This window comes from Arthrobacter sp. FX8 (genome assembly GCF_026723805.1).
Classification (GTDB): domain Bacteria; phylum Actinomycetota; class Actinomycetes; order Actinomycetales; family Micrococcaceae; genus Arthrobacter.
On sequence record NZ_CP113505.1, the window covers coordinates 1,402,589 to 1,425,485 of the forward strand.

Below are 22,897 nucleotides of genomic sequence, written 5' to 3' on the forward strand. Positions count from 1 at the left end.
GGAGGCCGGCGGATATGCCGGTGTCTGCCGGCGGCCGGGTGTACGTTGTCCCCATGGCGAGCGAACAGACCACCATCACTGTCCCGGGTCCCAACGGCGGGCGCGAAATGCGCATCTCCAGCCCCAGCCGCGTCCTCTGGCCGGACCTGGGCCTGACCAAGCTGGACCTCGCCAGGTACATCTGCGACGTGGGGGAGGCATTCATCGCCGCCAACGGGGACCGGCCCGTGTCCCTCCAGCGGTACTCGGACAACATCGAAGGCGAGATGTTCTTCTCAAAGAACCCGCCAAAAGGCACGCCGGACTTCATCAGGTCCGTCAAGGTGGTGTATCCGAGCGCCAGGTCCCACCCCCAGCTGGTCCTTGACGAACCGGCAGCTGCCGTCTGGGCCGTACAGATGAACACCGTGGTCTTCCACCCCTGGCCCTCCCGGGCGGAGAACACGGACAACCCGGACCAGCTGCGGATCGACCTTGACCCGCAGCCGGGCACGGACTTCGACGACGCCGTTCCCGCCGCCTTGGTGCTGAAGGACGTCCTCGCCGAGGCAGGCCTCACCTGCTTCATCAAAACGTCCGGCAACCGCGGCCTGCACGTTTACGCACCCGTCGAACCAACACGCGAATTCCTGGACGTCCGGCACGCGGTCATCGCCGCTGCCCGGGAAGTGGAGCGCCGGATCCCGGACAAAGTAACCACGGCGTGGTGGAAGGAAGAACGCGGCCAACGGGTGTTCCTGGACTTCAACCAGGCCAACCGCGACCGCACCATCGCCGGCGCCTACAGCCCGCGGGCCCTGCCCCACGCCCCCGTGTCCTGCCCCATCACTTGGGAGGAACTGGAACACGCGGATCCAAAGAACTTCACCATCCTCACGGTTCCGGAACGGTTGAAGACGGTGGGAGACCCCTGGGCTGGCTTCAACGCCAAGCCCGGGACCATCGACACGCTGCTGGAATGGTGGGACCGCGACTGCAAAGCCGGCCTGGGGGAGATGCCCTTCCCGCCGGACTACCCCAAGATGCCGGGCGAACCGCCCCGGGTCCAGCCCAGCCGGGCGAAAAAGCAGACTGACGCCAACAACGACTGACCTGCGCCCTCCAAAACGGGGCACTTTGGCACGGACACGCCGGCCGCCGTCGGAAATTACGACGGCGGCGCCGCCAAAGTGCCCCGGGACCGCAGGTGCGGCCCGGGTTACTTCGAAGCAGGTTTATTCGAAGCGGGACGGGTCGCCCATGCCACGCCGGACCACCTCGGCCACCCCGCTGGAGAAATCAATAACGGTGGTGGGCTCTGCCCCGCAGTCCCCGGCGTCGATCACGGCATCCACCTGGTGGTCCAGCCGCTCCTTGATTTCCCAGCCCACGGTCAGCGGCTCTTCCTCGTCCGGCAGCAGCAGCGTGCTGGACAGCAGCGGCTCGCCCAGTTCGGCGAGCAGCGCCTGGACCACGCGGTTGTCCGGAATCCGCACGCCCACCGTCTTCTTCTTGGGGTGGAGCAGGCGCTTGGGAACCTCCTTGGTGGCGGGCAGGATGAAGGTGTAGCTGCCCGGGGTAACGGACTTGATGCTGCGGAACACGTCGTTGCCGATGTTCACAAACTGGCCCAGCTGCGCGAAATCGCGGCAGACCAGCGTGAAGTGGTGCTTGTCGTCCAGGTGCCGGATGCTCCTGATCCGGTCCAGCGCCTCCCGGTTGCCCATCTGCGCCCCCAGCGCGTAGCAGGAATCCGTGGGGTAGGCGATCAGGCCGCCGTCGCGGATTATGTTCACTGCCTGCGCGATGGCGCGCGGCTGGGGGTCCTGGGGATGCACATCAAAGAATCGGGCCATGCCCCGAGCCTACGTTCCCGCGGCCCGCGCCGCACCCTTTCCTGCGGGATATGCCTCGACACGGAAACAGTTTCGTCCCCTGACATTCAAACCCCGGAACACGGGATGAACAGGGGAGACTTCCCCTACCGGGTGGCGGCCGGATAGGGCAGGATGTTGTCTGCCCGCGTTCCGGCCGAAGCAGTTCCGGCCCCTGTGAAGGAGAACCTGCCATGCCAACAATCCTCAATCCCTACATAAGTTTCCGGGACAATGCCCGTGAGGCACTGAACTTCTACCAGCAGGTGTTCGGCGGCGAGCTGACACTCAGCACTTTTGGTGACTTCCAGGCCAGCGAGGATCCTGCGGAAGCGGAAAAGATCATGCACGGCATGCTGACCACCACCCAGGGCCTGGTCCTCATGGGCGCTGATACCCCCAACAGCATGGAGTACCACCTGGGTTCCGCCATCTCCATCTCGCTCAGCGGCGATGATGAAGTGGAGCTTCGCGGCTACTACGAGCAGCTCAGCGGCGATGGCGGCGCGGTGACTGTCCCCATGGAAAAGTCGCCGTGGGGTGACATCTTCGGCATGTGCACCGACCGGTACGGAGTCGCCTGGCTGGTCAACGTCAACGCATCGCAGGCCACGCCGGCACCCTGAGGACCCTGAGGACGTGGAGGGGGAGTGCCGGCCGGCCAGCCTGCATGGATCTGCCCCTGCGCCTTGAGGCCGGGCCCCCGGGCTGGGAGGATTGATGCGTGAGGCCCCTCATGGAGTTCCTGTACGACAAGTGGTGGATGGTGTTTCCACTGATGGCGGTGGCCGGCCGCTGGGCAGGCGGCTGGCGGCGTGCCGGCGAGCGCCGGTACCGGCGCCGGGTCGAACTGTACAAACTCCAGAACCAGGACAAACTCCAGAACCAGGCACGCGAAGCTGACAGGGCGTCGGTGGCCGACGTGAAGTCGCTCATGGCCACCCACGATGCCACCAACCGGCGATGGCTTGACTATGAGCTCGACGTGGGCAAGCTCATTGACTTTCCCCTCATGACGGACGTCCGGGAACCCCTCACGGTCGCCTTCCTGCGCGCCAAACGCGAAGCCGACGGCCTGCGGCCACCCTCTGCCGAAGACCTGACATCAGTGGCCGGCCTTGACGCCTACCGGCAGGCCGTGAACAACTTCGTGGTGGCCCTGGATGTGGCCGAGCGCGAAGCCATACGGATCAGGGACAGCAAGTTCAGCGGCCCCGAACGCGAACGGCTTGCCGTGGCACGGAAACTGCTCATGATTGCCGAGAACCATGCGGCTACCCCGGCCGAACGGCAGTCTGCCTACAAGCGGGCCCGGCGTGAGCTGGACGGGCTCATCGTCCTGCCGGACGTCACAGTGGCGGCCCTTGAGGGCAGAATCGCGCCGCCGCTGGATGCAGGTCCCAGGCCGCCGCAGTTCCACCAGGGCTGAAGCCCCTGCAGGTGCAGCGTGCGGCGGACGCTTTATTTGGATGTCGACGGCGTGGTCTGCCCGTTCGGCCCGGAGGGAACCACCGGCTGGGGGTCCGCCTGGCAGCGCGCCGACGCTGGGCTGTTGCCCGTCACCTTCGCCGCAGAACTCGTATCGGGGCTCAACTCCCTGGCCATGACGCCCGGGCTGCGTTGTGTCTGGCTTACCAGCTGGGAGGAGCTGGCGCCCCAATACCTGTGTCCCGCCGTCGGACTTGCGGGCAGCGGCTGGCCATACCTTGCCGCGGACGGGGCAGCAGGCGGGGCCGTCTGGTGGAAGCTCCGGGCCATCCAGGGCGACGTCGAGAAGACCGGACCCGACTCGGTGGCGTGGGTGGATGACCAGCTGGCGTTCGAGGCTGAAGCACAATCATGGGCACGCTTCCTGGGCAGGCGCATCCTCACGGTGTCGCCCCATCCGCGGCAGGGAATCACGCCCGCGGAGCTGGACGTGCTCCGCTCTTTCCTGGCCGGGCCCGTGTTTTGACCTCCTGCCCGGTACGCGTACGATCGATAAGGTTTCCCGCCGGTTGTGCCATCGCCGCAAGTCATTCCAAAGCAAACAACTGGTGAACTATGCTGTCCAAGGCAGCCGGGTAAGAGAAACTGCTGAACGTCGACTCTGCAGATTGGGCAACAGGTGGATATCACCTTCATGGTGGCGCTGGTCATCGCACTGGCACTATTTTTCGACTTCACGAACGGCTTCCACGACACCGCGAACGCCATGGCAACGCCCATCGCAACCGGTGCCATCAAGCCCAGGACAGCCGTGGCCCTGGCAGCCGTCCTGAACCTGGTGGGCGCCTTCCTTTCCACCGAGGTGGCCAAGACAGTGTCCGGCGGCATCATCCGCGAAGGGTCCGGCGGCGTCCAGATCACGCCGGAGATCATCTTCGCCGGATTGATGGGGGCCGTCCTGTGGAACATGGTCACATGGCTGAAGGGTTTGCCCTCCAGCTCATCCCACGCACTGTTCGGCGGACTGATCGGCGCGGCCATCGTCGGCGCAGGGTTCAACTCCGTCAACCTTGAGACGCTCCTTCAGAAGGTCATTCTTCCGGCGGTCTTCGCACCGCTGATCGCAGGCCTTGCCGCCTACGTCTGCACGCGCCTTGCCTACGCCCTCACGTCACGCCACGATCCCGAGACGGGCACCAAGCTCACCCAGAAGCGCGGCGGCTTCCGCACGGGGCAGGTCTTCACGTCCAGCCTGGTGGCCCTGGCACACGGAACCAATGACGCCCAGAAGACCATGGGCATCATCACGCTGGTCCTGATCGCCGCCGGAAGCCAGGCGCCCGGGTCCGGTCCCCAGCTTTGGGTGATCGCCGCCTGCGCCCTCGCCATCGCCATCGGTACTTATGCCGGCGGCTGGCGGATCATCCGCACCATGGGTTCCGGCCTGACCGAAGTCAAGCCCGCCCAGGGCTTCGCGGCCGAGACCAGCACTGCGTCCGCCATCCTCGCCTCGTCCCACCTTGGCTTCGCCCTTTCCACCACGCAGGTAGCCTCGGGTTCCGTCATCGGCTCCGGAATGGGACGCCGCGGGACCACCGTCCGCTGGAACATGGTGGGCAAGATCGCGCTGGGATGGCTCTTCACCCTGCCTGCCGCCGGCATCGTCGGTGCCCTGACCGCCCTGCTGGTGAAGACCGGCGTCGTGGGCGTGCTCATTGCCGCGATTGCCGGCAGCGCCGCGGTGCTCTTCATGTTCTTCTACTCACGCAAGTCCTCCGTGAGCCACCAGAACGCCGTCGAGGTGGAGGAAGCCGGCCAGGCTGTCCGGTTCGCCAAGAAGAAGGCCATGGCCCGCGCCCGGGCCGAAGCCAAGGCTAAAGCCAAGGCCGACGCCAAAGCCAACAACCCCAAGGAGAATCGGCGATGAAGTGGTTGGAACTCCTGACCGTTGCCGGCGCCACGCTGGTTGCTGCCGCAACAGTGGTGACCCTTTACTCGCTCGGCGTCCGGCTGACGGCCATCGCCGCTGACGCCGAACAGACGTCCCCGGCCATGAAGCGCTCGTTCGCTTATGCTTGCTTCGGCCTGTGCGGCCTGGCTGTCCTGGTGGGGCTGTACCTGATCATTCCGTACTTCTCCAAGTAGCCATTCCCGGAAGCTGCAGCCCGGAGAGCCGCAGCCCGGGCATGGCCCGGGCCATTGGCTGGACTGGGCCGCTTGGCTAGGCTGGGGCCATGCCGCGCATCCAATATTTTGTGGCCGCGTCCCTTGATGGCTTCATCGCCACGTCAACCGACGATCTGGACTGGCTCCTGCAGTTCGACGGTTTCGAAGGCGGGGCCGACAGTTACGGCGAGTTCATGTCCGGAGTGGGCTGCATCGTCATGGGCGGGGAAACCTGCGCCTGGCTGATGGAGCACGAGCCCGGCAGGTGGCCGTACACGGACACACCCAGCTACGTCTTCACGCACCACGAATACCGTGCCCCGGAGGGCGCAGACATCACGTTCGTCCGCGGGGATGTCCTGGAGTTCATGGCCGACTTCGAGCGCGCGGCCGGGGACAGGAACATCTGGGTAGTGGGCGGCGGCAACCTGGCGGCCCAGTTCGCGGATGCCGGACTGCTGGACGACATCATCCTTTCCGTCATCCCGGTGGTCCTGGGCAGCGGGAAGCGGCTGCTTCCGGTAAAAGGACCGACGCCGCCGCTTGAGCTGGCTGCGTCCCGCACCATGGGCAGGGGGATCGTGGAACTGCGCTATCTGCTGCCCGGCCGAACGGGCCCGCGGTCCTGACGCACGTACCTCAGCCGGCGTCGTCCCGGAGCATGTTGGTGATCCGTGCCGTTGACAGGCGCCGTCCCTGGGCATCGGTCATGACGATTTCATGGGTGGCAAGCGTGCGCCCCAAATGGATCGCCGTGCAGGTGCCCGTCACCATGCCCTTCGCAATGGACCGGTGATGCGTGGCACTGACCTCGATGCCGACGGCATGCCGGCCGGGACCGGCGTGCATCCCCGCGGAGAACGAACCCAGGGTCTCGGCCAGCACCACGTGCGCGCCGCCATGGAGTATGCCTGCCACCTGGGTGTTGCCCTCCACCGGCATGGTGGCAACGGTCCGTTCCGGACTCATCTCCAGGAAATGGATTCCCATTTTGACCACCAGGGCGCCAACGCCAAACCGGCCCAGCCAGCCGTGCATGTGGTCGGGAATGCCGGCGGCCGCCAGCTCCTCGGCGAAAGCGCCCGGCGTGAAATTGTCTGTCATGGCAACTAGGCTGGCACCTGTGAGTGAAACAACCAAACCGGCCCCTTTCCCGTCTTCGGCCATCGCTGAGGAGGCTGCCGCGCAGCTTTCGTCCTCCACGCCCAGGCCTTCTGCAAAGGCCGCCACCCCCGCTGCCGGTGGGTCTGTTTCAGCCACGGAAGCGCCCGTGATTCCCATCACCGACCAGCCCCGGCTGCTGGTCCTTGACGGCCACTCCATGGCGTTCCGCGCCTTCTTCGCCCTGCCCGCGGACAAGTTCTCCACGTCCAACGGCCAGCACACCAACGCCATCCACGGCTTCACCTCCATGCTGATCAACCTCATCAAGGAGCAGCAGCCCACCCACATCGCGGTGGCATTCGATGTCTCGGACGAATCCACCCACCGGAAGACCGAGTACAGCGACTACAAGGGCGGGCGGAACGAAACCCCCGCGAGATGAGCGGCCAGATCGACCTGATCGCGCAGGTCATGGAAGCGTGGGGCATCAAGACCATCAAAATGCCCGGCTACGAGGCCGACGACATCCTGGCCACGCTCGCCACCATGGGTGAAAAGGCCGGATTCGAAGTCCTGCTGGTCTCCGGTGACCGGGATGCCTTCCAGCTCATCACGGACAACGTCTTCGTGCTCTACCCGCGGAAGGGCGTCAGCGACATCCCGCGGATGGACGCTGCGGCCATTGAAGCGAAATACTTCGTCAGCCCGTCCCGCTACTCGGACCTTGCCGCCCTGGTGGGGGAGACGGCCGACAACCTGCCGGGCGTGCCCGGCGTCGGGCCCAAGACCGCGGCGAAATGGATCAACCTGTACGGCGGCCTGGAAGGCGTCCTGGAGCACCTTGACTCCATCGGGGGCAAGGTGGGCGACGCCCTGCGGGAGAACGTCGACGCCGTGAAGCGCAACCGCCGGCTGAACCAGCTCCACACCGATCTTGAGCTCCCCGTCACCCTGGACGACCTCTACCAGCCGCGCCCCGACCAGGCCGCGATTGAGGACCTCTTCGACCAGCTGGAGTTCAAGGCCATCCGCGGCCGGCTGTTTGCCCTCTACGGCGACGCTGACACTCCCGCCGCCGAACGCGACAGCATCGAAACACCGCACTACACCACGCCTGCCGGTGCCGCCGAACTGGCCGCCTTCCTGGCCGCAGGCGCCGGCCAGCGGACCGCCCTCGCTGTGGACCTCGTGCCCGGCCGCATTGGCGAGGACGCCGCCGCGCTGGCCATCGTGCGCGGCGACGCCGCCGTCTACGTCGACCTCGCCGGCCAGGACGCCGAAACCGAAAATGTACTGGCCGGATGGCTGCGCGACCCCGAAGCACCCAAGGTGATGCACGGCTTCAAGGCCGCGCTCAAGGCACTCACTGCCCGCGGCCTGGAGCTGGAGGGCGTGGTGGACGACACCTCCATCTCGGGCTACCTCATCCAGCCGGACCGCCGCACCTATGAACTCGCCGAACTCGCCCAGCACCACCTCAACGTGGGAATCCCCGCCGCCACGGCCAAGGCCGGGCAGCTGGAACTGTCGTTCGACGGCGACGACACCGCAGCCGCCGACGCTCTGGTCCAGGCCGGCGCCGTCGTGCTGGCCCTGAGCCGCTACTTCGAGGACGAGCTCAAGGAGCGCAAGGCGGAGGAACTGCTGTCCACCCTGGAACTGCCGGTCAGCCGGGTCCTCGCCGACATGGAACTCGCCGGCATCGCCATCGACATGGACAAGATGGATGAACAGCTTGCCGACCTCGCGCGGGTGATCGACCAGGCGCAGGAACAGGCCTTCGCTGCCATCGGCCACGAGGTCAACCTGGGCTCGCCCAAGCAGCTGCAGACCGTCCTGTTCGACGAACTGCAGCTCCCCAAGACCAAGAAGATCAAGTCCGGCTACACCACGGACGCCGCTTCCCTGAAGAACCTCCTGGAAAAGACAGGGCACGAGTTCCTGGTGCAGCTCATGGCGCACCGCGAGGCGGCCAAGCTGCGCCAGATGCTCGAATCGTTGAAGAAGTCCGTGGCGGAGGACGGCCGGATCCACACCACCTACGCCCAGAACGTGGCCGCCACCGGCCGGATCTCGTCCAACAACCCCAACCTGCAGAACATCCCCATCCGCAGCGAGGAAGGCCGGCGCGTCCGTGGCATCTTCGTGGTCAGCGATGGCTACGAATGCCTGTTGTCCGCCGACTACTCCCAGATCGAGATGCGCATCATGGCGCATCTTTCGGGAGATGCGGGCCTGATCCAGGCTTACAGGGACGGCGAGGACCTGCACCGCTTCGTCGGCTCCAACATCTTCCACGTCCCCACGGACCAGGTCACCAGCGCCATGCGCTCCAAGGTGAAGGCCATGTCCTACGGGCTTGCCTATGGTTTGACGTCCTTCGGCCTGTCCAAGCAGCTGGAGATTTCCGTTGATGAGGCACGGACCCTGATGAAGGATTACTTCGACCGCTTCGGCGCCGTCCGCGACTACCTCCGGGGAGTGGTGGACCAGGCCCGGGTTGACGGCTACACCGCCACCATTGAGGGGCGCCGCCGCTACCTGCCGGACCTGACCAGCACCGATCGCCAGCTGCGCGAGAACGCCGAGCGCATCGCGCTCAACAGCCCCATCCAGGGTTCGGCGGCGGACATCATCAAGCGCGCCATGCTGGGTGTCCATGCCGAACTGCAGGCGCAGGGCCTGAAATCGCGGATGCTGCTCCAGGTCCATGACGAACTGGTCCTGGAAGTCGCTGCCGGGGAGCGGGCCGCCGTGGAGAAACTGGTGACCGAGCAGATGGCGGCAGCCGCGGACCTGAGCGTGCCCCTGGAAGTCCAGATCGGTGTCGGACCCAGCTGGTACGACGCCGGGCACTAACGTGTGTTGATGCTGGCCAGGCGCCGGAGGTCTTGGCTAGGCTCAGGTGCGTGGCTGATCTGAGTGGAAACTACGAAATCCGGCGCTTTGGTGCTGTATCCAGGGGCAAAGACGGTTACGCCCAGGCGGAAACCTGGAGCCGCGCCGTATCCTTCGGCTTCCACGAATCCACCCGCACCCCGGAACACGTCGCGAAGACGCTCGAAACGTATGAGGCAGACCGGCGCGTCCTCACCGGCGCCTACCAAACGGGCCCGGTAGCGCCCTCGTCGCTGCCCGCGGACGTGCCGGTGGCCACCTTCGGCACCATGCGCAATACCCTCAACGTAGGCTTCGGGCGCCTGGTGGAAGCCCACCTGGTCACCGCCGTTACCGTCCGCACCTCGCACCGGCGGCGGGGGCTGCTGCGGCGGATGATGAGCGAGGACCTGCAGCTCGCGAAGGACGACGGGGTGGCGGTGGCGGCGCTGACCGCATCAGAGGGAACCATCTATGGCCGGTTCGGCTACGGCGTGGCTAGCTTTGAACGCACTGCCAAGGTGGACACCACTGCGCGGTTCAGCCTGCGGCACCAGGCCACCGGCACCGTGGAGGTCGCCGACCCCAAGGCCCTGCTGCAGCTGGCTCCTGAAGTCTTCGACCAGGTGCACCGGCTGACTCCGGGGTCCGTAGGCCGGCAGGACTGGTATCGGCTGCTTGCGTCGGGCGCGCTCGGCCGCGACGGCAAGGAGGATCCCGCCATCAAGGTGGCGCTCCACTACGGCCCGGGCGGCGACATTGACGGCTACGTTTCCTACAAGTTCCTCGGCTGGGACACCGAGCCCTACACCGTGGAAGTAGTGGACCTGCTGGCCGGCAGCAACGATGCCTACCTGGAACTCTGGCAGTTCCTTGGTGCCATCGATCTGGTGGACCGCGTGTCCTGGACGGAAGCCCCGTTGGACGACCCCCTGGCCTGGGCCCTGGACGATCCCCGCTGCATCGACTCCTCGGACAGCCGGGACATGCTCTGGCTGCGCATCCTCGATGTCCCCAAGGCACTCTCCGGGCGGCATTACCCAACTGCAGGCCGCCTGGCGCTGAAAGTCCTGGACCCGCTCGGCCTCACGGCTGGAACATACGCCCTTTCGTCTGACGGCAGCCAGGCCACCGTCGAGCGCCTGCCGGAAACCGCGGAGGCGGACCTGACCCTCGATGTGTCCGCCCTGTCGTCCATCTACGTCGGCGGGGTCAGTCCGGTTACGCTGGCGGCAGCCGGCAAAATCCGGGAGCACACGGCAGGTTCGGCGTTGACGGCCATGCAGATGTTCGCCGTCGAACGGGCGACGCACTGCCTCACCCACTTCTGAGGTCGGTTGACTGCATGGGGTCCGGTCCTGGGTGAACGCGCCACCGGCGTACTGCGCCTGCCCGCTTTGACCCGAATTGCGGGCAGCGACTAGAATAAACGGGCGTGTACCACGTGCACGCACTTGCGTCCCCTCGCGGGGCGCATTGAAAGCAATCCACAAAATCAGGATGACCCGGAGGATCCGTCGGATTCACCGCGAATCGCGCCTGCGTTCCATAACGCGGGCGCGCCGGTTTGCCTGACCGACTAACTATCCACAACGGAGCCCCTACTACATGACCATCACCTCCACCGAGAAGCCCGGTACCCCCGTAGTCGCCATTAACGACATCGGTACCGCTGAGGACTTCCTCGCAGCAGTCGACGCGACCATCAAGTACTTCAACGACGGAGACCTCGTCGAAGGTACCGTCGTCAAGGTCGACCGCGACGAAGTTCTGCTCGACATCGGTTACAAGACCGAAGGTGTCATCCCCTCCCGCGAGCTTTCCATCAAGCACGACGTTGACCCCGGAGACGTCGTCTCCGTTGGCGATCAGGTCGAAGCCCTGGTGCTCACCAAGGAAGACAAAGAAGGCCGCCTGATCCTCTCCAAGAAGCGCGCTCAGTACGAGCGTGCCTGGGGCGACATCGAGAAGGTCAAGGAAGAAGACGGTGTCGTCACCGGTACCGTCATCGAGGTTGTCAAGGGTGGTCTTATCCTCGACATCGGCCTGCGCGGCTTCCTGCCCGCATCCCTCGTCGAGATGCGCCGCGTGCGCGACCTGGCTCCGTACATCGGCCAGCAGATCGAAGCCAAGATCATCGAGCTGGACAAGAACCGCAACAACGTGGTCCTGTCCCGCCGTGCATGGCTGGAGCAGACCCAGTCCGAGGTCCGCTCCACCTTCCTCAACAAGCTGGAAAAGGGCCAGGTCCGTCCCGGCGTTGTTTCCTCCATCGTCAACTTCGGTGCCTTCGTGGACCTGGGCGGCGTAGACGGCCTGGTCCACGTTTCCGAGCTGTCCTGGAAGCACATCGACCACCCGTCCGAGGTTGTCGAGGTTGGCCAGGAAGTCACCGTCGAGGTCCTCGAGGTCGACCTGGACCGCGAGCGCGTCTCCCTGTCGCTCAAGGCTACGCAGGAAGACCCGTGGCAGACCTTCGCCCGCACCCACGCCCTGGGCCAGGTTGTCCCGGGTAAGGTCACCAAGCTGGTTCCGTTCGGTGCGTTCGTCCGCGTCGAAGACGGCATCGAAGGCCTGGTCCACATCTCCGAGCTGGCCGTGCGCCACGTGGAGCTGGCCGAGCAGGTTGTCTCCGTTGGCGACGAACTGTTCGTCAAGGTCATCGACATCGACCTGGAACGCCGCCGCATCTCGCTGTCCCTCAAGCAGGCCAACGAGGGCGTCGACGCCGACAGCACCGAATTCGATCCGGCTCTGTACGGCATGGCCGCAGAGTACGACGAAGAGGGCAACTACAAGTACCCCGAGGGCTTCGACCCCGAGTCCAACGAATGGCTCGAAGGCTACGAGACCCAGCGCGCCGCTTGGGAGCAGCAGTACGCTGACGCCCAGGCCCGTTGGGAAGCCCACAAGAAGCAGGTTGCCCAGCACGCTGCTGACGACGCTGCTGCCGCAACGTCCGGTGACGGCGATTCCGGCGCCACCAGCTACTCCTCCGAGCCTGCTGCCACCGACACCGGTGCCGGCACCCTGGCTTCGGACGAGGCACTTGCTGCCCTGCGCGAGAAGCTGACCGGCAACTAATTGCCGCCGGCCCGGATTCCGGGCTGACGCAAGGGCCCCCGCGAAAGCGGGGGCCGTTGTGCTTTAACGCGACAGCTGGCTGGCAGCTGCCAGACAACGCATGGGGCGTTGCGGTCAGCCGGGCCTACAGGTCGACGACGGCGAGGACCGTCCCTTCGCCGTCAGAGGTCAGTGCCGCCCCGGCTGCCGCGAGCAGCCGCTGGGCGCGGTGGTTCCCAGCCAGGGTACGCGCGGTGACGCGCCTCAGGCCGGCCCGGCGGGCCTCCGCCAGGACCAGGTCCAGGGCGGCGGTGCCGATCCCGCGCGAACGGAAGCTCCGGCCAAGCCAGATCCCGGTTTCCGCGGAAGGCACGTCGGCACCAGCGTTCCGTTTGAGGCGCACGGAGCCGGCAATCCGGCTGCCGCTGAAGACGGCCCAGGACTTTTCCGCTGCGGGGCCTCCCAACCCGGCGGCCGCAGCGTGATGGTAGCTGTAGAACCAGGCGGTGCGCTCCAGGTTCCAGCCGGGGCCGCCCAGTGGGGGAGCCACTTCATCCGGGGAGGCGTCGCGCTTGGCCAGCTGGAGCAGCTGGTCCGCTACGGCTTCATCGACGTCCACCAGGGTCACTTCAGGTGATGGCCTCATCCACCCATTCCGTTCCACCGGGCGTGAGCGTGGCAGACCCTGCCGTCAGCTGCAGGACGCGGTCAGTTGCGGCAGCTATGGCGGCTGCGTGGTCCGGCACGGCAATCCGCAGCACCGTGTGCCGGTCCTGGTAGCTGGTCTCCGCCATGACGGCGCCGGTGGCACGCAGGTCGTTCTCCAGCCGCCCTGCGGCGGCGTGCGGTACCGCCGTGGAACAGATCCGCAGCCTGCTGCGGCGGACCAGGGGCGCCAGGTCCAGGGCTGCCGAAACCGACTCGGAGTAGGCCCGGACCAGCCCACCGGCGCCGAGCAGGACGCCGCCGAAATAACGCACGACGACGGCACTGGTGTCACTGAGGTCGGTCACCCCGGGTGCGGTCTCCCTCTTCAGCAGGGCTTCGAGCATGGGGATGCCTGCAGTCCCGGCAGGTTCGCCGTCGTCGCTGGAGCGCTGGATGGTGCGGTCCGGCCCAAGGACAAACGCCGAGCAATGGTGGCGCGCGTCGTGGAATTCCCGGCGGAGGTCCGCCACCAGGTCACGGGCCGCAGCCTCCGTGCCGGCCCTCCGCAGGACCGTGATGAACCGGGAGCGCTTGATCTCGAGTTCGTGCCGGAAGTCCCGGCCGGCCGCCAGCGTGGTGTAGGTGCCTGACCGGCTGTCTTGCTCTTGCATCCGCCCCAGTCTAGGCCCACCCGCCGGCGGCCTCACCTCCCTGCTTCCAGGCGGCGGACCTGCGGCCGGGGACTAGTAGGCTGGCGGGGTGCTGAAAATCGGGCTGACGGGCGGGATCGCTTCAGGGAAATCGGTGGTGGCCGCGCGGCTGAAGGAACGTGGCGCCGTGCTGGTGGACGCAGATGCGCTGGCACGGGAGGTGGTTGAGCCCGGCACCGAGGGCCTCGAGCGGATTGTGGGGGAGTTCGGCGCGGACATGCTCGACGGCGCCGGGCGGCTGGACCGCGCACGGCTCGGCGGGGCGGTGTTCGGCAACCAGGAGCGCCTGGCTGCGCTGAACGCCATCGTCCACCCCCTGGTACGCGCCCGCGCCGCCGCCATCACGGCAGCGGCGCCGGAAGACGCCATTGTGGTCCAGGACATCCCCCTTCTGGTGGAGACGGGGCAGGGGGCCGCCTTCCACCTGGTGCTGGTGGTGGACGCCCCGGACGAGGTGCGGATGCAACGCATGCAGGAGCAGCGCGGCATGACCGCCGAAGCGGCGCGTGCGCGGATGGCCGCCCAGGCCACCCGGGAGGCACGGCTGGCCGTTGCCGACGTCGTCCTGGACAACTCCGGCACCATCCAGCACCTGCTTGAGCAGGTAGACAGGCTCTGGGACGGGCGGCTGGTGCCGTTTGCGCGCAACCTGGCGGCCGGGACCCGAGCACCGCGGAAGGGGGACCGGTGCTGGAGCCGCACCGGAAGGAATGGGCACGGCAGGCGGCCCGGATCGCGGCCCGGCTGGAAGCGGCTGCGCCCGGCCTCATCCTGGCCGTGGACCACATCGGCTCCACCTCCATTCACGGCCTGGCCGCCAAGGACGTCATCGACCTGCAAGTGGCGGTGCCCGACCTGGAAACCGCGGACAGGATCGCACCGCTCCTGGCGGCTGCCGGCTTCCCGGCAGTACGGGGAGCCGAATCGGACACCCCGAAGCCCAACGCCCCTGATCATGCCGGATGGCAGAAGCGGTTCCACGCCAATGCGGACCCGTGCCGGGCCGTGAACGTCCATGTCCGGGCCGCCGGCTCGGCCGGGTGGCGTTACGCGCTGATGTTCCGCGACTGGCTGCGGACTGACCCCTCCGCGGTCCGGCTTTACGAAGCGCACAAGGCGGACCTGGCAGGACGCTTCGCGGACTCCGCCACCACCAGGGCCTACGCGGACGCCAAGGAGCCCTGGTTCACCGACGTTGCCTGGCCGCGCATGTCCGCCTGGGCCGAGGCAACAGGGTGGGTGCCGCCGTCGTACGCGTCCTGAGGCAGGTCCTTGGACGGGCGGCTGTTCGCCTGTAACGGACGGGACCGCCCAGTGTCGGTGCCCGGTTGTAGATTAGATCCATGAGCCTTGCGCAGGAGATCAACCGTGTTGTAGCGCCCTTTGAGGTCATCAGCGAATTCAAGCCCGCGGGCGACCAGCCGGCGGCCATCGCGGAGCTGACGGAGCGGATCAACAACGGCGAGAAGGACGTGGTGCTGCTCGGTGCCACGGGTACCGGTAAGAGCGCCACCACTGCCTGGCTCATCGAACAGGTGCAGCGCCCCACCCTGGTAATGGTGCAGAACAAGACCCTCGCCGCCCAGCTGGCCAACGAGTTCCGCGAACTCCTGCCCAATAACGCGGTGGAATACTTCGTTTCCTATTACGACTACTACCAGCCCGAAGCCTACGTCCCGCAGACGGACACGTTCATCGAAAAGGACTCCTCCATCAATGAGGAAGTCGAACGGCTGCGCCACTCCGCCACCAATGCCCTCCTGACCCGCCGTGACGTCATCGTGGTGGCCACCGTGTCCTGCATCTACGGCCTGGGAACGCCGGAGGAATACATCGCAGGGATGGTCACGCTGCGCAGGGGCCAGGAGATGAACCGGGATGCCCTGCTGCGCAAGTTCGTGTCCATGCAGTATGCCCGGAACGACATGGACTTCCACCGCGGCACGTTCCGGGTACGGGGCGACACGGTCGAGATCATCCCCATGTACGAGGAACTGGCGCTGCGGATCGAGTTCTTCGGGGATGAAGTGGAAAACATCTACACCCTCCATCCGGTGACGGGCGATGTCATCCGGGAGGAGACGGAGATGTACGTCTTCCCCGCGTCGCACTACGTGGCCGGGCCGGAGCGGATGAGCCGCGCCATCAAGACCATCGAGGCCGAGCTCGCGGAGCGGCTGGCGGTCCTGGAGGGCCAGAACAAGCTGGTGGAGGCACAGCGCCTCCGCATGCGGACCACCTACGACCTCGAAATGATGCAGCAGATGGGCTTCTGCAACGGCATCGAGAACTACTCGCGGCACATCGACGGCCGCCCCGGCGGATCTGCGCCGCACTGCCTGCTGGACTACTTCCCGGACGACTTCCTGCTGGTGGTGGATGAATCCCACGTGACCATCCCGCAGATCGGTGCCATGTACGAAGGCGACATGTCCCGGAAGCGGACCCTGGTGGACCACGGCTTCCGGCTGCCCTCCGCCATGGACAACCGGCCCCTCAAGTGGGATGAGTTCCTGGAACGGATCGGCCAGACCGTCTACCTTTCCGCCACCCCCGGCAAGTACGAACTTGGCAAGGCCGACGGCTTCGTCCAGCAGATCATCCGCCCCACCGGGCTGATCGACCCCGAAGTGATCGTCAAACCAACCAAGGGCCAGATCGATGACCTGCTGGGCGAGATCCGCACCCGGGTGGAGAAGGATGAGCGGGTCCTGGTCACTACGCTTACCAAGCGCATGGCCGAAGACCTGACGGACTACCTCCTGGGGCACGGCATCAGGGTGGAGTACCTCCACTCCGACGTTGACACGCTGCGGCGCGTTGAACTCCTGCGGGAGCTGCGCCTCGGCAGCTTCGACGTCCTGGTGGGCATTAACCTGCTCCGTGAAGGACTGGACCTGCCGGAGGTCTCCCTGGTAAGTATCCTGGACGCAGACAAGGAAGGCTTCCTGCGCTCCTCAACGTCGCTCATCCAGACCATAGGCCGTGCCGCCCGCAACGTGTCGGGCCAGGTGCACATGTACGCGGACCGGATCACTGACTCCATGGCCAACGCCATCGACGAAACCAACCGGCGGCGCGCCATCCAGGTGGCCTACAACAAGGAACACGGCGTTGACCCGCAACCGCTGCGCAAGAAGATCGCGGACATCACGGACCAGCTGGCCCGCGAGGACGCCGACACCCAGGAACTGTTGAACAACAACCGGCTGGCCAAGGGTGCCAAGCGCAGCAAGTCGGGCGCCAAGGGCGCAGCGCAGGTGCGTGCGGACGGGCTGGCCGCTGCACCGGCCGAGGACCTGGTGGGCCTGATCGAGCAGCTGACGGAACAGATGCACGGCGCTGCGGCTGAACTGCAGTTCGAGGTGGCGGCCCGCATCCGCGACGAAGTCAGCGACCTGAAGAAGGAGCTGCGGCAGATGCAGGCGGCCGGCCACGCCTAGGCGCTGCTTTCCAGGCAGCCGCAGCCATGACCGGAAACGGCGGGCACCCACCCCGGGTGCCCGCCGTCGCGCTTTCTCTGCTGTGGTGCTGTTGCCTTACTTCCTGGCGGAGTCGATCATTCCCTTTGCTTCCTGCATCAGGCCCTTCGCTGCATCTGAAGGAGATTTCCGGTCGAACAGGACATCAGTGCTGTACCGCTGGATAAGCGCCTGCACGCCGGAGGAACCGGTGGGAGGTACCGGCGGACCGCTCTTCAGGTCCGGCTTGATGTCCTTCAGGAACGCGGCAGCGGCCTTGTCCGCAGGGGTCAGCAGCGGGTCGATCGCCGTCTGGACCTCGGAGTTGGTGGGGAAGCCGCGTTCAGTCAGGATGGTCTTGGCCGCATCCAGGTTGTTGAGCATGTAGTTGACCACTTCTGCGGCTTCCTTGGGGTGCTTGCTGCGCGAGGAAACTGACCAGAACATGGACGGCTTGTAGGACATGCCGTTGTCCTTGGCGCTGCCGGTGGAGCTGGGTGCCCGCAGGATCTTCACCTCGGTCTTCAGTGCGGACTGGAGCGCATTCACCTGGTTGGTCCACCACCACGACATGGCCGTCTTGCCGGTGGCGAACAGGGTTTGTTCCACGGGGGCGCTGATGTCCTCGGTGGCAATGTTGGCCGGTGGGGCGGCGCCCTTGTTACGCAGGTTCAACACGTTCTGGAAGAAGGACGCTGCCGTGCCCTCGTCAAAGCCGAGGCCGCCATCCGCCGAGTACAGCGACTCGCCGTGCTGCATGGCCCAGGTGTTCAGGTCGGAGTCGGTCAGGGAGTAGGAGCTGCCGTAGTTGGTCTGGCCGGCCTTGCCCGCAGCCGCCGCGATCTGGGCGGCGGTCCGGGCGTAGTCGTCCCAGGTCCAGGTTTTGTCATCCGGGATGGGAACCCCGTAGTCCTGGAACATCTTGGTGTTGATCATCACGGCCTTGGCGTTCTGCCCGGTGCTCAGGCCGTACTGCTTGCCGCTCACCTGGCCGGACTTCAGGGCGTCCTGGTCAATCTTGGACGTGTCGACGTTGCCCTGCTTGGACAGGTCCAGCAGCGCGCCCCGGCCGCCGTACTCGGCGATGTATGCCTGGTCCATCTGGATCACGTCCGGTGAATCGTTGGCGGCCGTGGTGGTGGCCAGCTTGTCCCAGTAACTGCTCCACACCCCGGGCTCAGCCTTGACGGTGATGTTGGGATGCGAAGCCTGGAATGCATCGATCACCTGCTGCGTCTGCTTGTTCCGCAGGTCGTTGCCCCACCAGGTGAAGCGGATGGTGACGTTTCCGCCGTCGCCCGACGATGAAGAGGGGAGGACGAGCAGCCGCTGGCCAGCATGGCCAGCGCAGCGGCGGTGGCAAGGGCCTTGGCCACCACGCCAGTGCGATGAGGAGTCTTCATTGACCAACCTTGATTTCTGGGAATGACGCCGGGACGCCGGGTCGAAGCGAGAAACCGCTTTCTCGCCTGAACGTGATTATTGCAAGCGTGCCGGCGGCCGTCAACGGTTTGGGGGAAAACGTTATCCAGCGACGTGCGCCCGCGTCCCGGGGCGCGCCGGTCAGCCCCCTGGGGTACAGTTAATGGCACGTAGGGGAGTATCCCAAGCGCTACGATCGTCAACACGCAGGGCACAGTTGCCCTGCCGGGCGTAGCGGGCCGCCGCATCAGCACCAAGTGCACAGGCAGGCCGGAGAGACTTACACCATTTTTGTGTACCCTGCGAAAGGCTTCCCTGTGCTTGATTTGCCTGTTTGGTTCGAGGTCGGCTCATTTGTCGTCCTCGGCCTGATTCTCCTGATCGATCTCCTCCTGGTGGTCCGGCGGCCGCACGAGCCGTCCATGAAGGAAGCCGGTCTGTGGGTAGCCTTCTATGTCAGCCTCGCCCTGGCCTTTGCCGGTGCCATGTTCGCTTTCACGGGTGCCGAGTTCGGCAGCCAGTTCGTGGCCGGCTGGGTCACCGAATACAGCCTCAGCATCGACAACCTGTTCGTGTTCATCATCATCATGGCCAGGTTCTCCGTGCCCCGGAAGTACCAGCAGGAAGTGCTGATGGTGGGCATCATCATCGCGCTGGTCCTGCGAGGCATCTTCATCATGCTCGGCGCCATCGTCATCGAACAGTTCAGCTGGGTGTTCTACATCTTCGGCGCATTCCTGCTGTGGACGGCCTGGAAGCAGGCCCAGGACGAGGGCGAAGAGGAAGAAGACCGGGAAAACCCGCTGATTGCCAGGATCCGCAAGGTCATCCCCATGTCCGAGAAGTTCGACGGCGGCAAGCTGCGGACCACGGTGAACGGCAAGAAGGTGTTCACCCCCATGGTGATCGTCTTCATCACCATCGGCCTCACGGACCTGCTGTTCGCGGTTGACTCCATTCCCGCCATCTTCGGCCTGACCCAGAGCCCTTTCATTGTCTTCACGGCCAACCTTTTCGCCCTCATGGGACTGCGGCAGCTGTACTTCCTGCTCGGTGGCCTGATGAACCGGCTCATCTACCTGAAGCACGCACTGTCCTTCATCCTCGCGTTCATCGGCGTCAAGCTGGTCCTGCACGCCATGCACGTGAACGAGCTGCCGTTCATCAACGGTGGACACCACATCGAATGGGCGCCGGAGATTCCCACGTTCGTCTCCCTTGCCGTCATTGTGGGCACCATCATCATCGCCGTGGTCGCCAGCCTGGTCAGCTCCAAGGCGCAGGCTGCCAAGATGGATCCCCGGCTTGAGGAAGACGTCCGCAGGAGCCACAGCGACGTCGACTAGGCGCCCCCGCCCGCTCCAATCCGCCGGATCCCGGCCGCACGCGCGGCCGGGATCCGGCATTCCCTTCCTGAGGCAGCGTGCAAAAACCCCTGTGGCGTGCGCCGCGCCGGGACTATGCTCTGAACATGGCCCGCACACTTGTGATGGAGCAGGACGTGCGCCACGTGCAGCGGCGCACTGTTGTGCTCTTGAGCGTGGCCCAGGTATTCAGTGGACTTGGGACGGGATCAACCGTCTCCATAGGCTCAATCCTGGCCGTGGAACTCTCCGGTTCCAGCGCCTGGGCGGGTGCCGTTGCCACGGTGATGACCCTCGGGGCCGCGGCCGCGGCACTGCCGCTGGCATCGCTGGCGGAACGGCGCGGACGCCGGGCCGGGCAGGTGGCCGGTCTCTCGGCCGCTTTGGCAGGCGCCGTGCTGATGGTGCTGGCCGTTGTCTCCGGACTCTTCGTCCTGCTGCTGCTTGGATCGGCAGGCATAGGGGTGGGCACGGCCGCGAGCCTGCAGGCAAGGTTTGCCGCCGTCGATCTCGCTCCTGCCGAACACCGCGGGCGTGCGCTGTCCACCGTGGTCTGGGCCGTGACTGTCGGCGCCGTTGCCGGACCCAACCTGATCCAGCCGGGCACAGCCGTGGGGGCAGCATTGGGCCTGCCTCCGGTTGCTGGTCCTTTTGTGATTTCCGGGGCCGGGCTCCTCATTGCCACTGTAATCCTGTTCGCAGGCCTTCGCCCCGACCCCTTGCTGCTGGCACGCCAACGTGCGGCCGCCGGCCCTGGTGGAGCCGTTCCGCCGTCAGCGGCAGCGCGAACCGGGGTCGCTGCCGCCGCCCCCTCGCAAGCCCCTCCCATGGACGCCCCACCCACTGTCTCCGCGGCCGCCGCAGCTGCCTCCCCGGGTTCGCTCAGCCGGGGGCTTCGTGCCATCCGTGGATCGCGGACAGCACTGCTGGCGGTGACGGGCGTCGTGGCAGCCCACGCGGTGATGGTCGGCGTGATGTCGATGACGCCGCTGCACCTCCAGCACCTCGTGGAGGGACCCGGTCCGCACGCCGGGCACGTTGCCGAGGGGGACGTGCTGGTCATCATAGGCTTCACCATCTCACTTCACATCGCCGGGATGTTTGCGCTCTCCCCGGTCATGGGCTGGCTGACCGACAGGGCGGGCAGGATGGAGACCATCATGATCGGCTTCATGCTGCTGATCGCGGCGGTGGCCGTTGCCGGGTTCGGCCAGTCCTCAACCGCCGCGGTGGCCACCGGGCTGGTCCTGCTGGGCATGGGCTGGTCTGCGGCCACGATTTCCGGCTCCACGCTCCTGGCGGAAAGCGTGGGGCAGGAAGCCCGGGTGGCGGTCCAGGGTGTCTCCGACATGCTGATGGGGGCCGCGGGGGCTCTGGGCGGCGCGGTGTCGGGACTTGTCCTGGGTGTTGCCGGCTACCTGGGCCTGAACCTTCTGGGCGGGACCATCGGGGCGGCCGTCCTGGCCGCAGCGGTGGCCACGCGCCTGTCACACCGCCGGTCAGCGGCCGCCTGACCGCACCATGCCCAGCAAGCGGGCAAAAATCCGCTCACCGTCGTCGGCGATTCCGTCGTGATGGAAGTCCGCCGTCTCCCAGACCTGCAGCCCGCGCACCGCAGCGGCGGTCCGCAGCGAAAGCTCCCGGTCCACGTAGATGTCGTCCGAGTAGACTGCCGCAGCCACGGGAACAGTATTGCGGGCCAGTACCCGCGCGTCGTACAGCGGCTTCCAGTCCTGTTTGCCGGCCAGCAGTTCCGCCACTTCCCGCAGTGGCCGGAGGGCAGGGTCCTGCTCGAAGTACCACGGATACACCATCTCCCCGGTGAGCAGCAGCGGGTCGGCATCCGGCCGGAACCAGGGGTTTTCGCCGAGCATCCGCCACGCTGACCAATCGGTGGCCTGGCCCTGGCCATAGATGGATTCGTGCATCAGCGCGTACAGCGGGTTGGACCGGCGGGAGATGACGCCTTGGAGCTGCTCCAGGAACGCGTCGGACAGGCGCGGTCCGGCCGCCGTGTCCACAAAGGCGTCCTCGAGCAGGTAGTGGAGGCTGTCCACGCGCGTGTTGCCGCCCAGGAACGCCCCCGCCATCTGGAACCGCTCCACGGTGAGGGGGCCGCCGTCGGGCAGGAACTCCGGCGTGGAGCGCAGGTGGCGGGCAATCCGCTTCACAACGTTCCTGTCCTCGGGATACCAGCGGAAGTACTCGTCATTGCGGGCCGCAACCCGCTGGTACGTGGCCCGGTACACGTCGTCCGCGGAACCGGTGAGCGGGGCAAGGCCGCCGGTTACCAGCACCTCGCGCAGGCCCGCAGGTGCGAAGGACAGGTAGGTAAGCGCGCAGAAGCCCCCGTAGCTCTGGCCGTAAATCGTCCAGGGCGGTGATTCCAGGGCGTGGCGGATCAACTCCGCGTCCGCCACGATCGAGTCCGCCCTGAAGTGCTCCAGGTAGGCCGCCTGCTCCGCCGCGCTTCCGCGGCCGGGCAGGGTGTTCCGGTCAATGGGCGAGGAGAGGCCCGTGCCGCGCTGGTCAAGCATCAGGATGCGGAAGTCCTGCGCCGCGGCTTTGCTCCAGCCACCCAGGGAACCCCACCTGTTGCCGCGGCCGCCCGGGCCGCCCTGCAGGAAGAGGAGCCAGGGCAGCCGCGCGGCGGCTTCTTCGCTGTGCGCGGCAGACACGTACTCCCGGGCGAAAACCGTGATGGTTTCGCCGCGAGGCTGGCCGCCGGCCAGGGCATGGTCCTCCGAAGCAAAATGGTCCAGCGGGACTGTGAAGTAGTGCTCCACCGTGCGCATGCCACG

Annotated in this window: 18 protein-coding genes and 2 pseudogenes; 14 read left to right on the forward strand and 6 right to left on the reverse strand. The window is 66.3% G+C overall.

The genetic code is table 11. The features are described from left to right. Positions 1-53: 53 nt before the first annotated feature. Positions 54-1,091 carry a non-homologous end-joining DNA ligase gene (gene ligD, locus OUO20_RS06330; RefSeq protein ID WP_134165379.1) on the forward strand — a complete coding sequence of 346 codons (1,038 nt, stop codon included), beginning with the start codon at positions 54-56 and terminating at the stop codon, positions 1,089-1,091. Between the two features lie 123 nt (positions 1,092-1,214). Here the strand turns inward: ligD and OUO20_RS06335 are convergent, their stop codons facing one another. After that, the gene (locus OUO20_RS06335) at positions 1,215-1,835 is read right to left on the reverse strand and encodes an L-threonylcarbamoyladenylate synthase (protein ID WP_134165378.1); all 621 of its coding nucleotides are present in this window, start codon (positions 1,833-1,835) and stop codon (positions 1,215-1,217) included. 212 nt (positions 1,836-2,047) lie between these two features. On the opposite strand from OUO20_RS06335, the gene OUO20_RS06340 reads away from it, so the two are divergent. From OUO20_RS06340 to OUO20_RS06365, 6 genes are all read left to right on the forward strand, one after another. Continuing rightward, positions 2,048-2,479: a VOC family protein gene (locus OUO20_RS06340; protein WP_268003108.1), complete on the forward strand. Its 432-nt coding sequence runs from the start codon at positions 2,048-2,050 to the stop codon at positions 2,477-2,479. A gap of 98 nt (positions 2,480-2,577) precedes the next feature. After that, positions 2,578-3,282, forward strand: a complete 705-nt coding sequence (locus tag OUO20_RS06345) for a hypothetical protein (protein ID WP_268003109.1) — start codon at positions 2,578-2,580, stop codon at positions 3,280-3,282. 18 nt (positions 3,283-3,300) lie between these two features. Further along, the gene (locus OUO20_RS06350; RefSeq protein WP_056390203.1) at positions 3,301-3,807 is read left to right on the forward strand and encodes an HAD domain-containing protein; all 507 of its coding nucleotides are present in this window, start codon (positions 3,301-3,303) and stop codon (positions 3,805-3,807) included. Positions 3,808-3,960: 153 nt separating this feature from the next. Next, positions 3,961-5,208 (forward strand): inorganic phosphate transporter, encoded by a 1,248-nt coding sequence (locus tag OUO20_RS06355; protein ID WP_018770980.1) that lies wholly within the window; start codon positions 3,961-3,963, stop codon positions 5,206-5,208. Next, a complete protein-coding gene (locus OUO20_RS06360) occupies positions 5,205-5,426 on the forward strand; it encodes a hypothetical protein (RefSeq protein ID WP_018770979.1) in 222 nt (73 codons plus the stop codon). Before OUO20_RS06355 ends, OUO20_RS06360 begins: the two co-directional genes overlap by 4 nt. 89 nt (positions 5,427-5,515) lie before the next feature. After that, positions 5,516-6,076, forward strand: a complete 561-nt coding sequence (locus OUO20_RS06365) for a dihydrofolate reductase family protein (protein ID WP_268003110.1) — start codon at positions 5,516-5,518, stop codon at positions 6,074-6,076. Positions 6,077-6,086: 10 nt separating this feature from the next. Here the strand turns inward: OUO20_RS06365 and OUO20_RS06370 are convergent, their stop codons facing one another. Then, the gene (locus OUO20_RS06370) at positions 6,087-6,551 is read right to left on the reverse strand and encodes a hotdog fold thioesterase (protein ID WP_026266023.1); all 465 of its coding nucleotides are present in this window, start codon (positions 6,549-6,551) and stop codon (positions 6,087-6,089) included. 217 nt (positions 6,552-6,768) lie between these two features. On the opposite strand from OUO20_RS06370, the pseudogene polA reads away from it, so the two are divergent. The 3 genes and pseudogenes from polA (at position 6,769) to rpsA (ending at position 12,512) form a co-directional block, all read left to right on the forward strand. After that, a pseudogene (polA, locus tag OUO20_RS06375) lies at positions 6,769-9,410 on the forward strand (DNA polymerase I). Positions 9,411-9,460: 50 nt separating this feature from the next. Then, the gene (locus OUO20_RS06380; RefSeq protein WP_208324280.1) at positions 9,461-10,759 is read left to right on the forward strand and encodes a GNAT family N-acetyltransferase; all 1,299 of its coding nucleotides are present in this window, start codon (positions 9,461-9,463) and stop codon (positions 10,757-10,759) included. A gap of 277 nt (positions 10,760-11,036) precedes the next feature. Further along, the gene (gene rpsA / locus OUO20_RS06385; protein WP_018770974.1) at positions 11,037-12,512 is read left to right on the forward strand and encodes a 30S ribosomal protein S1; all 1,476 of its coding nucleotides are present in this window, start codon (positions 11,037-11,039) and stop codon (positions 12,510-12,512) included. Between the two features lie 124 nt (positions 12,513-12,636). On the opposite strand, the gene OUO20_RS06390 is transcribed toward rpsA, so the two are convergent. After that, positions 12,637-13,137, reverse strand: coding sequence for a GNAT family N-acetyltransferase (locus tag OUO20_RS06390; RefSeq protein ID WP_134165374.1), 501 nt, complete (start codon positions 13,135-13,137; stop codon positions 12,637-12,639). Next, positions 13,121-13,810 carry an IMPACT family protein gene (locus tag OUO20_RS06395; RefSeq protein ID WP_134165373.1) on the reverse strand — a complete coding sequence of 230 codons (690 nt, stop codon included), beginning with the start codon at positions 13,808-13,810 and terminating at the stop codon, positions 13,121-13,123. The genes OUO20_RS06390 and OUO20_RS06395 overlap by 17 nt, the downstream gene beginning before the upstream one ends. Before the next feature lie 88 nt (positions 13,811-13,898). Here OUO20_RS06395 and coaE point away from each other — a divergent pair. Both coaE and uvrB read left to right on the forward strand, forming a co-directional pair. Next, a pseudogene (coaE, locus tag OUO20_RS06400) lies at positions 13,899-15,112 on the forward strand (dephospho-CoA kinase). 80 nt (positions 15,113-15,192) lie between these two features. Continuing rightward, positions 15,193-17,292: an excinuclease ABC subunit UvrB gene (uvrB, locus tag OUO20_RS06405; RefSeq protein WP_018771997.1), complete on the forward strand. Its 2,100-nt coding sequence runs from the start codon at positions 15,193-15,195 to the stop codon at positions 17,290-17,292. A gap of 96 nt (positions 17,293-17,388) precedes the next feature. Here uvrB and OUO20_RS06410 read toward each other — a convergent pair whose 3' ends face one another. Further along, complete coding sequence (locus tag OUO20_RS06410) at positions 17,389-18,720, reverse strand: ABC transporter substrate-binding protein (protein WP_268003111.1); 1,332 nt, start codon at positions 18,718-18,720, stop codon at positions 17,389-17,391. Between the two features lie 329 nt (positions 18,721-19,049). Between OUO20_RS06410 and OUO20_RS06415 the strand changes: the two genes are divergently transcribed. Both OUO20_RS06415 and OUO20_RS06420 read left to right on the forward strand, forming a co-directional pair. Further along, on the forward strand, positions 19,050-20,078 hold the full coding sequence (locus tag OUO20_RS06415; RefSeq protein WP_018771995.1) for a TerC family protein: 1,029 nt from the start codon (positions 19,050-19,052) through the stop codon (positions 20,076-20,078). A gap of 125 nt (positions 20,079-20,203) precedes the next feature. Next, a complete protein-coding gene (locus tag OUO20_RS06420) occupies positions 20,204-21,610 on the forward strand; it encodes an MFS transporter (protein ID WP_268003112.1) in 1,407 nt (468 codons plus the stop codon). Here OUO20_RS06420 and OUO20_RS06425 read toward each other — a convergent pair. After that, positions 21,596-22,891: an alpha/beta fold hydrolase gene (locus OUO20_RS06425; protein ID WP_268003398.1), complete on the reverse strand. Its 1,296-nt coding sequence runs from the start codon at positions 22,889-22,891 to the stop codon at positions 21,596-21,598. The genes OUO20_RS06420 and OUO20_RS06425 overlap by 15 nt on opposite strands. Positions 22,892-22,897 lie beyond the last annotated feature (6 nt).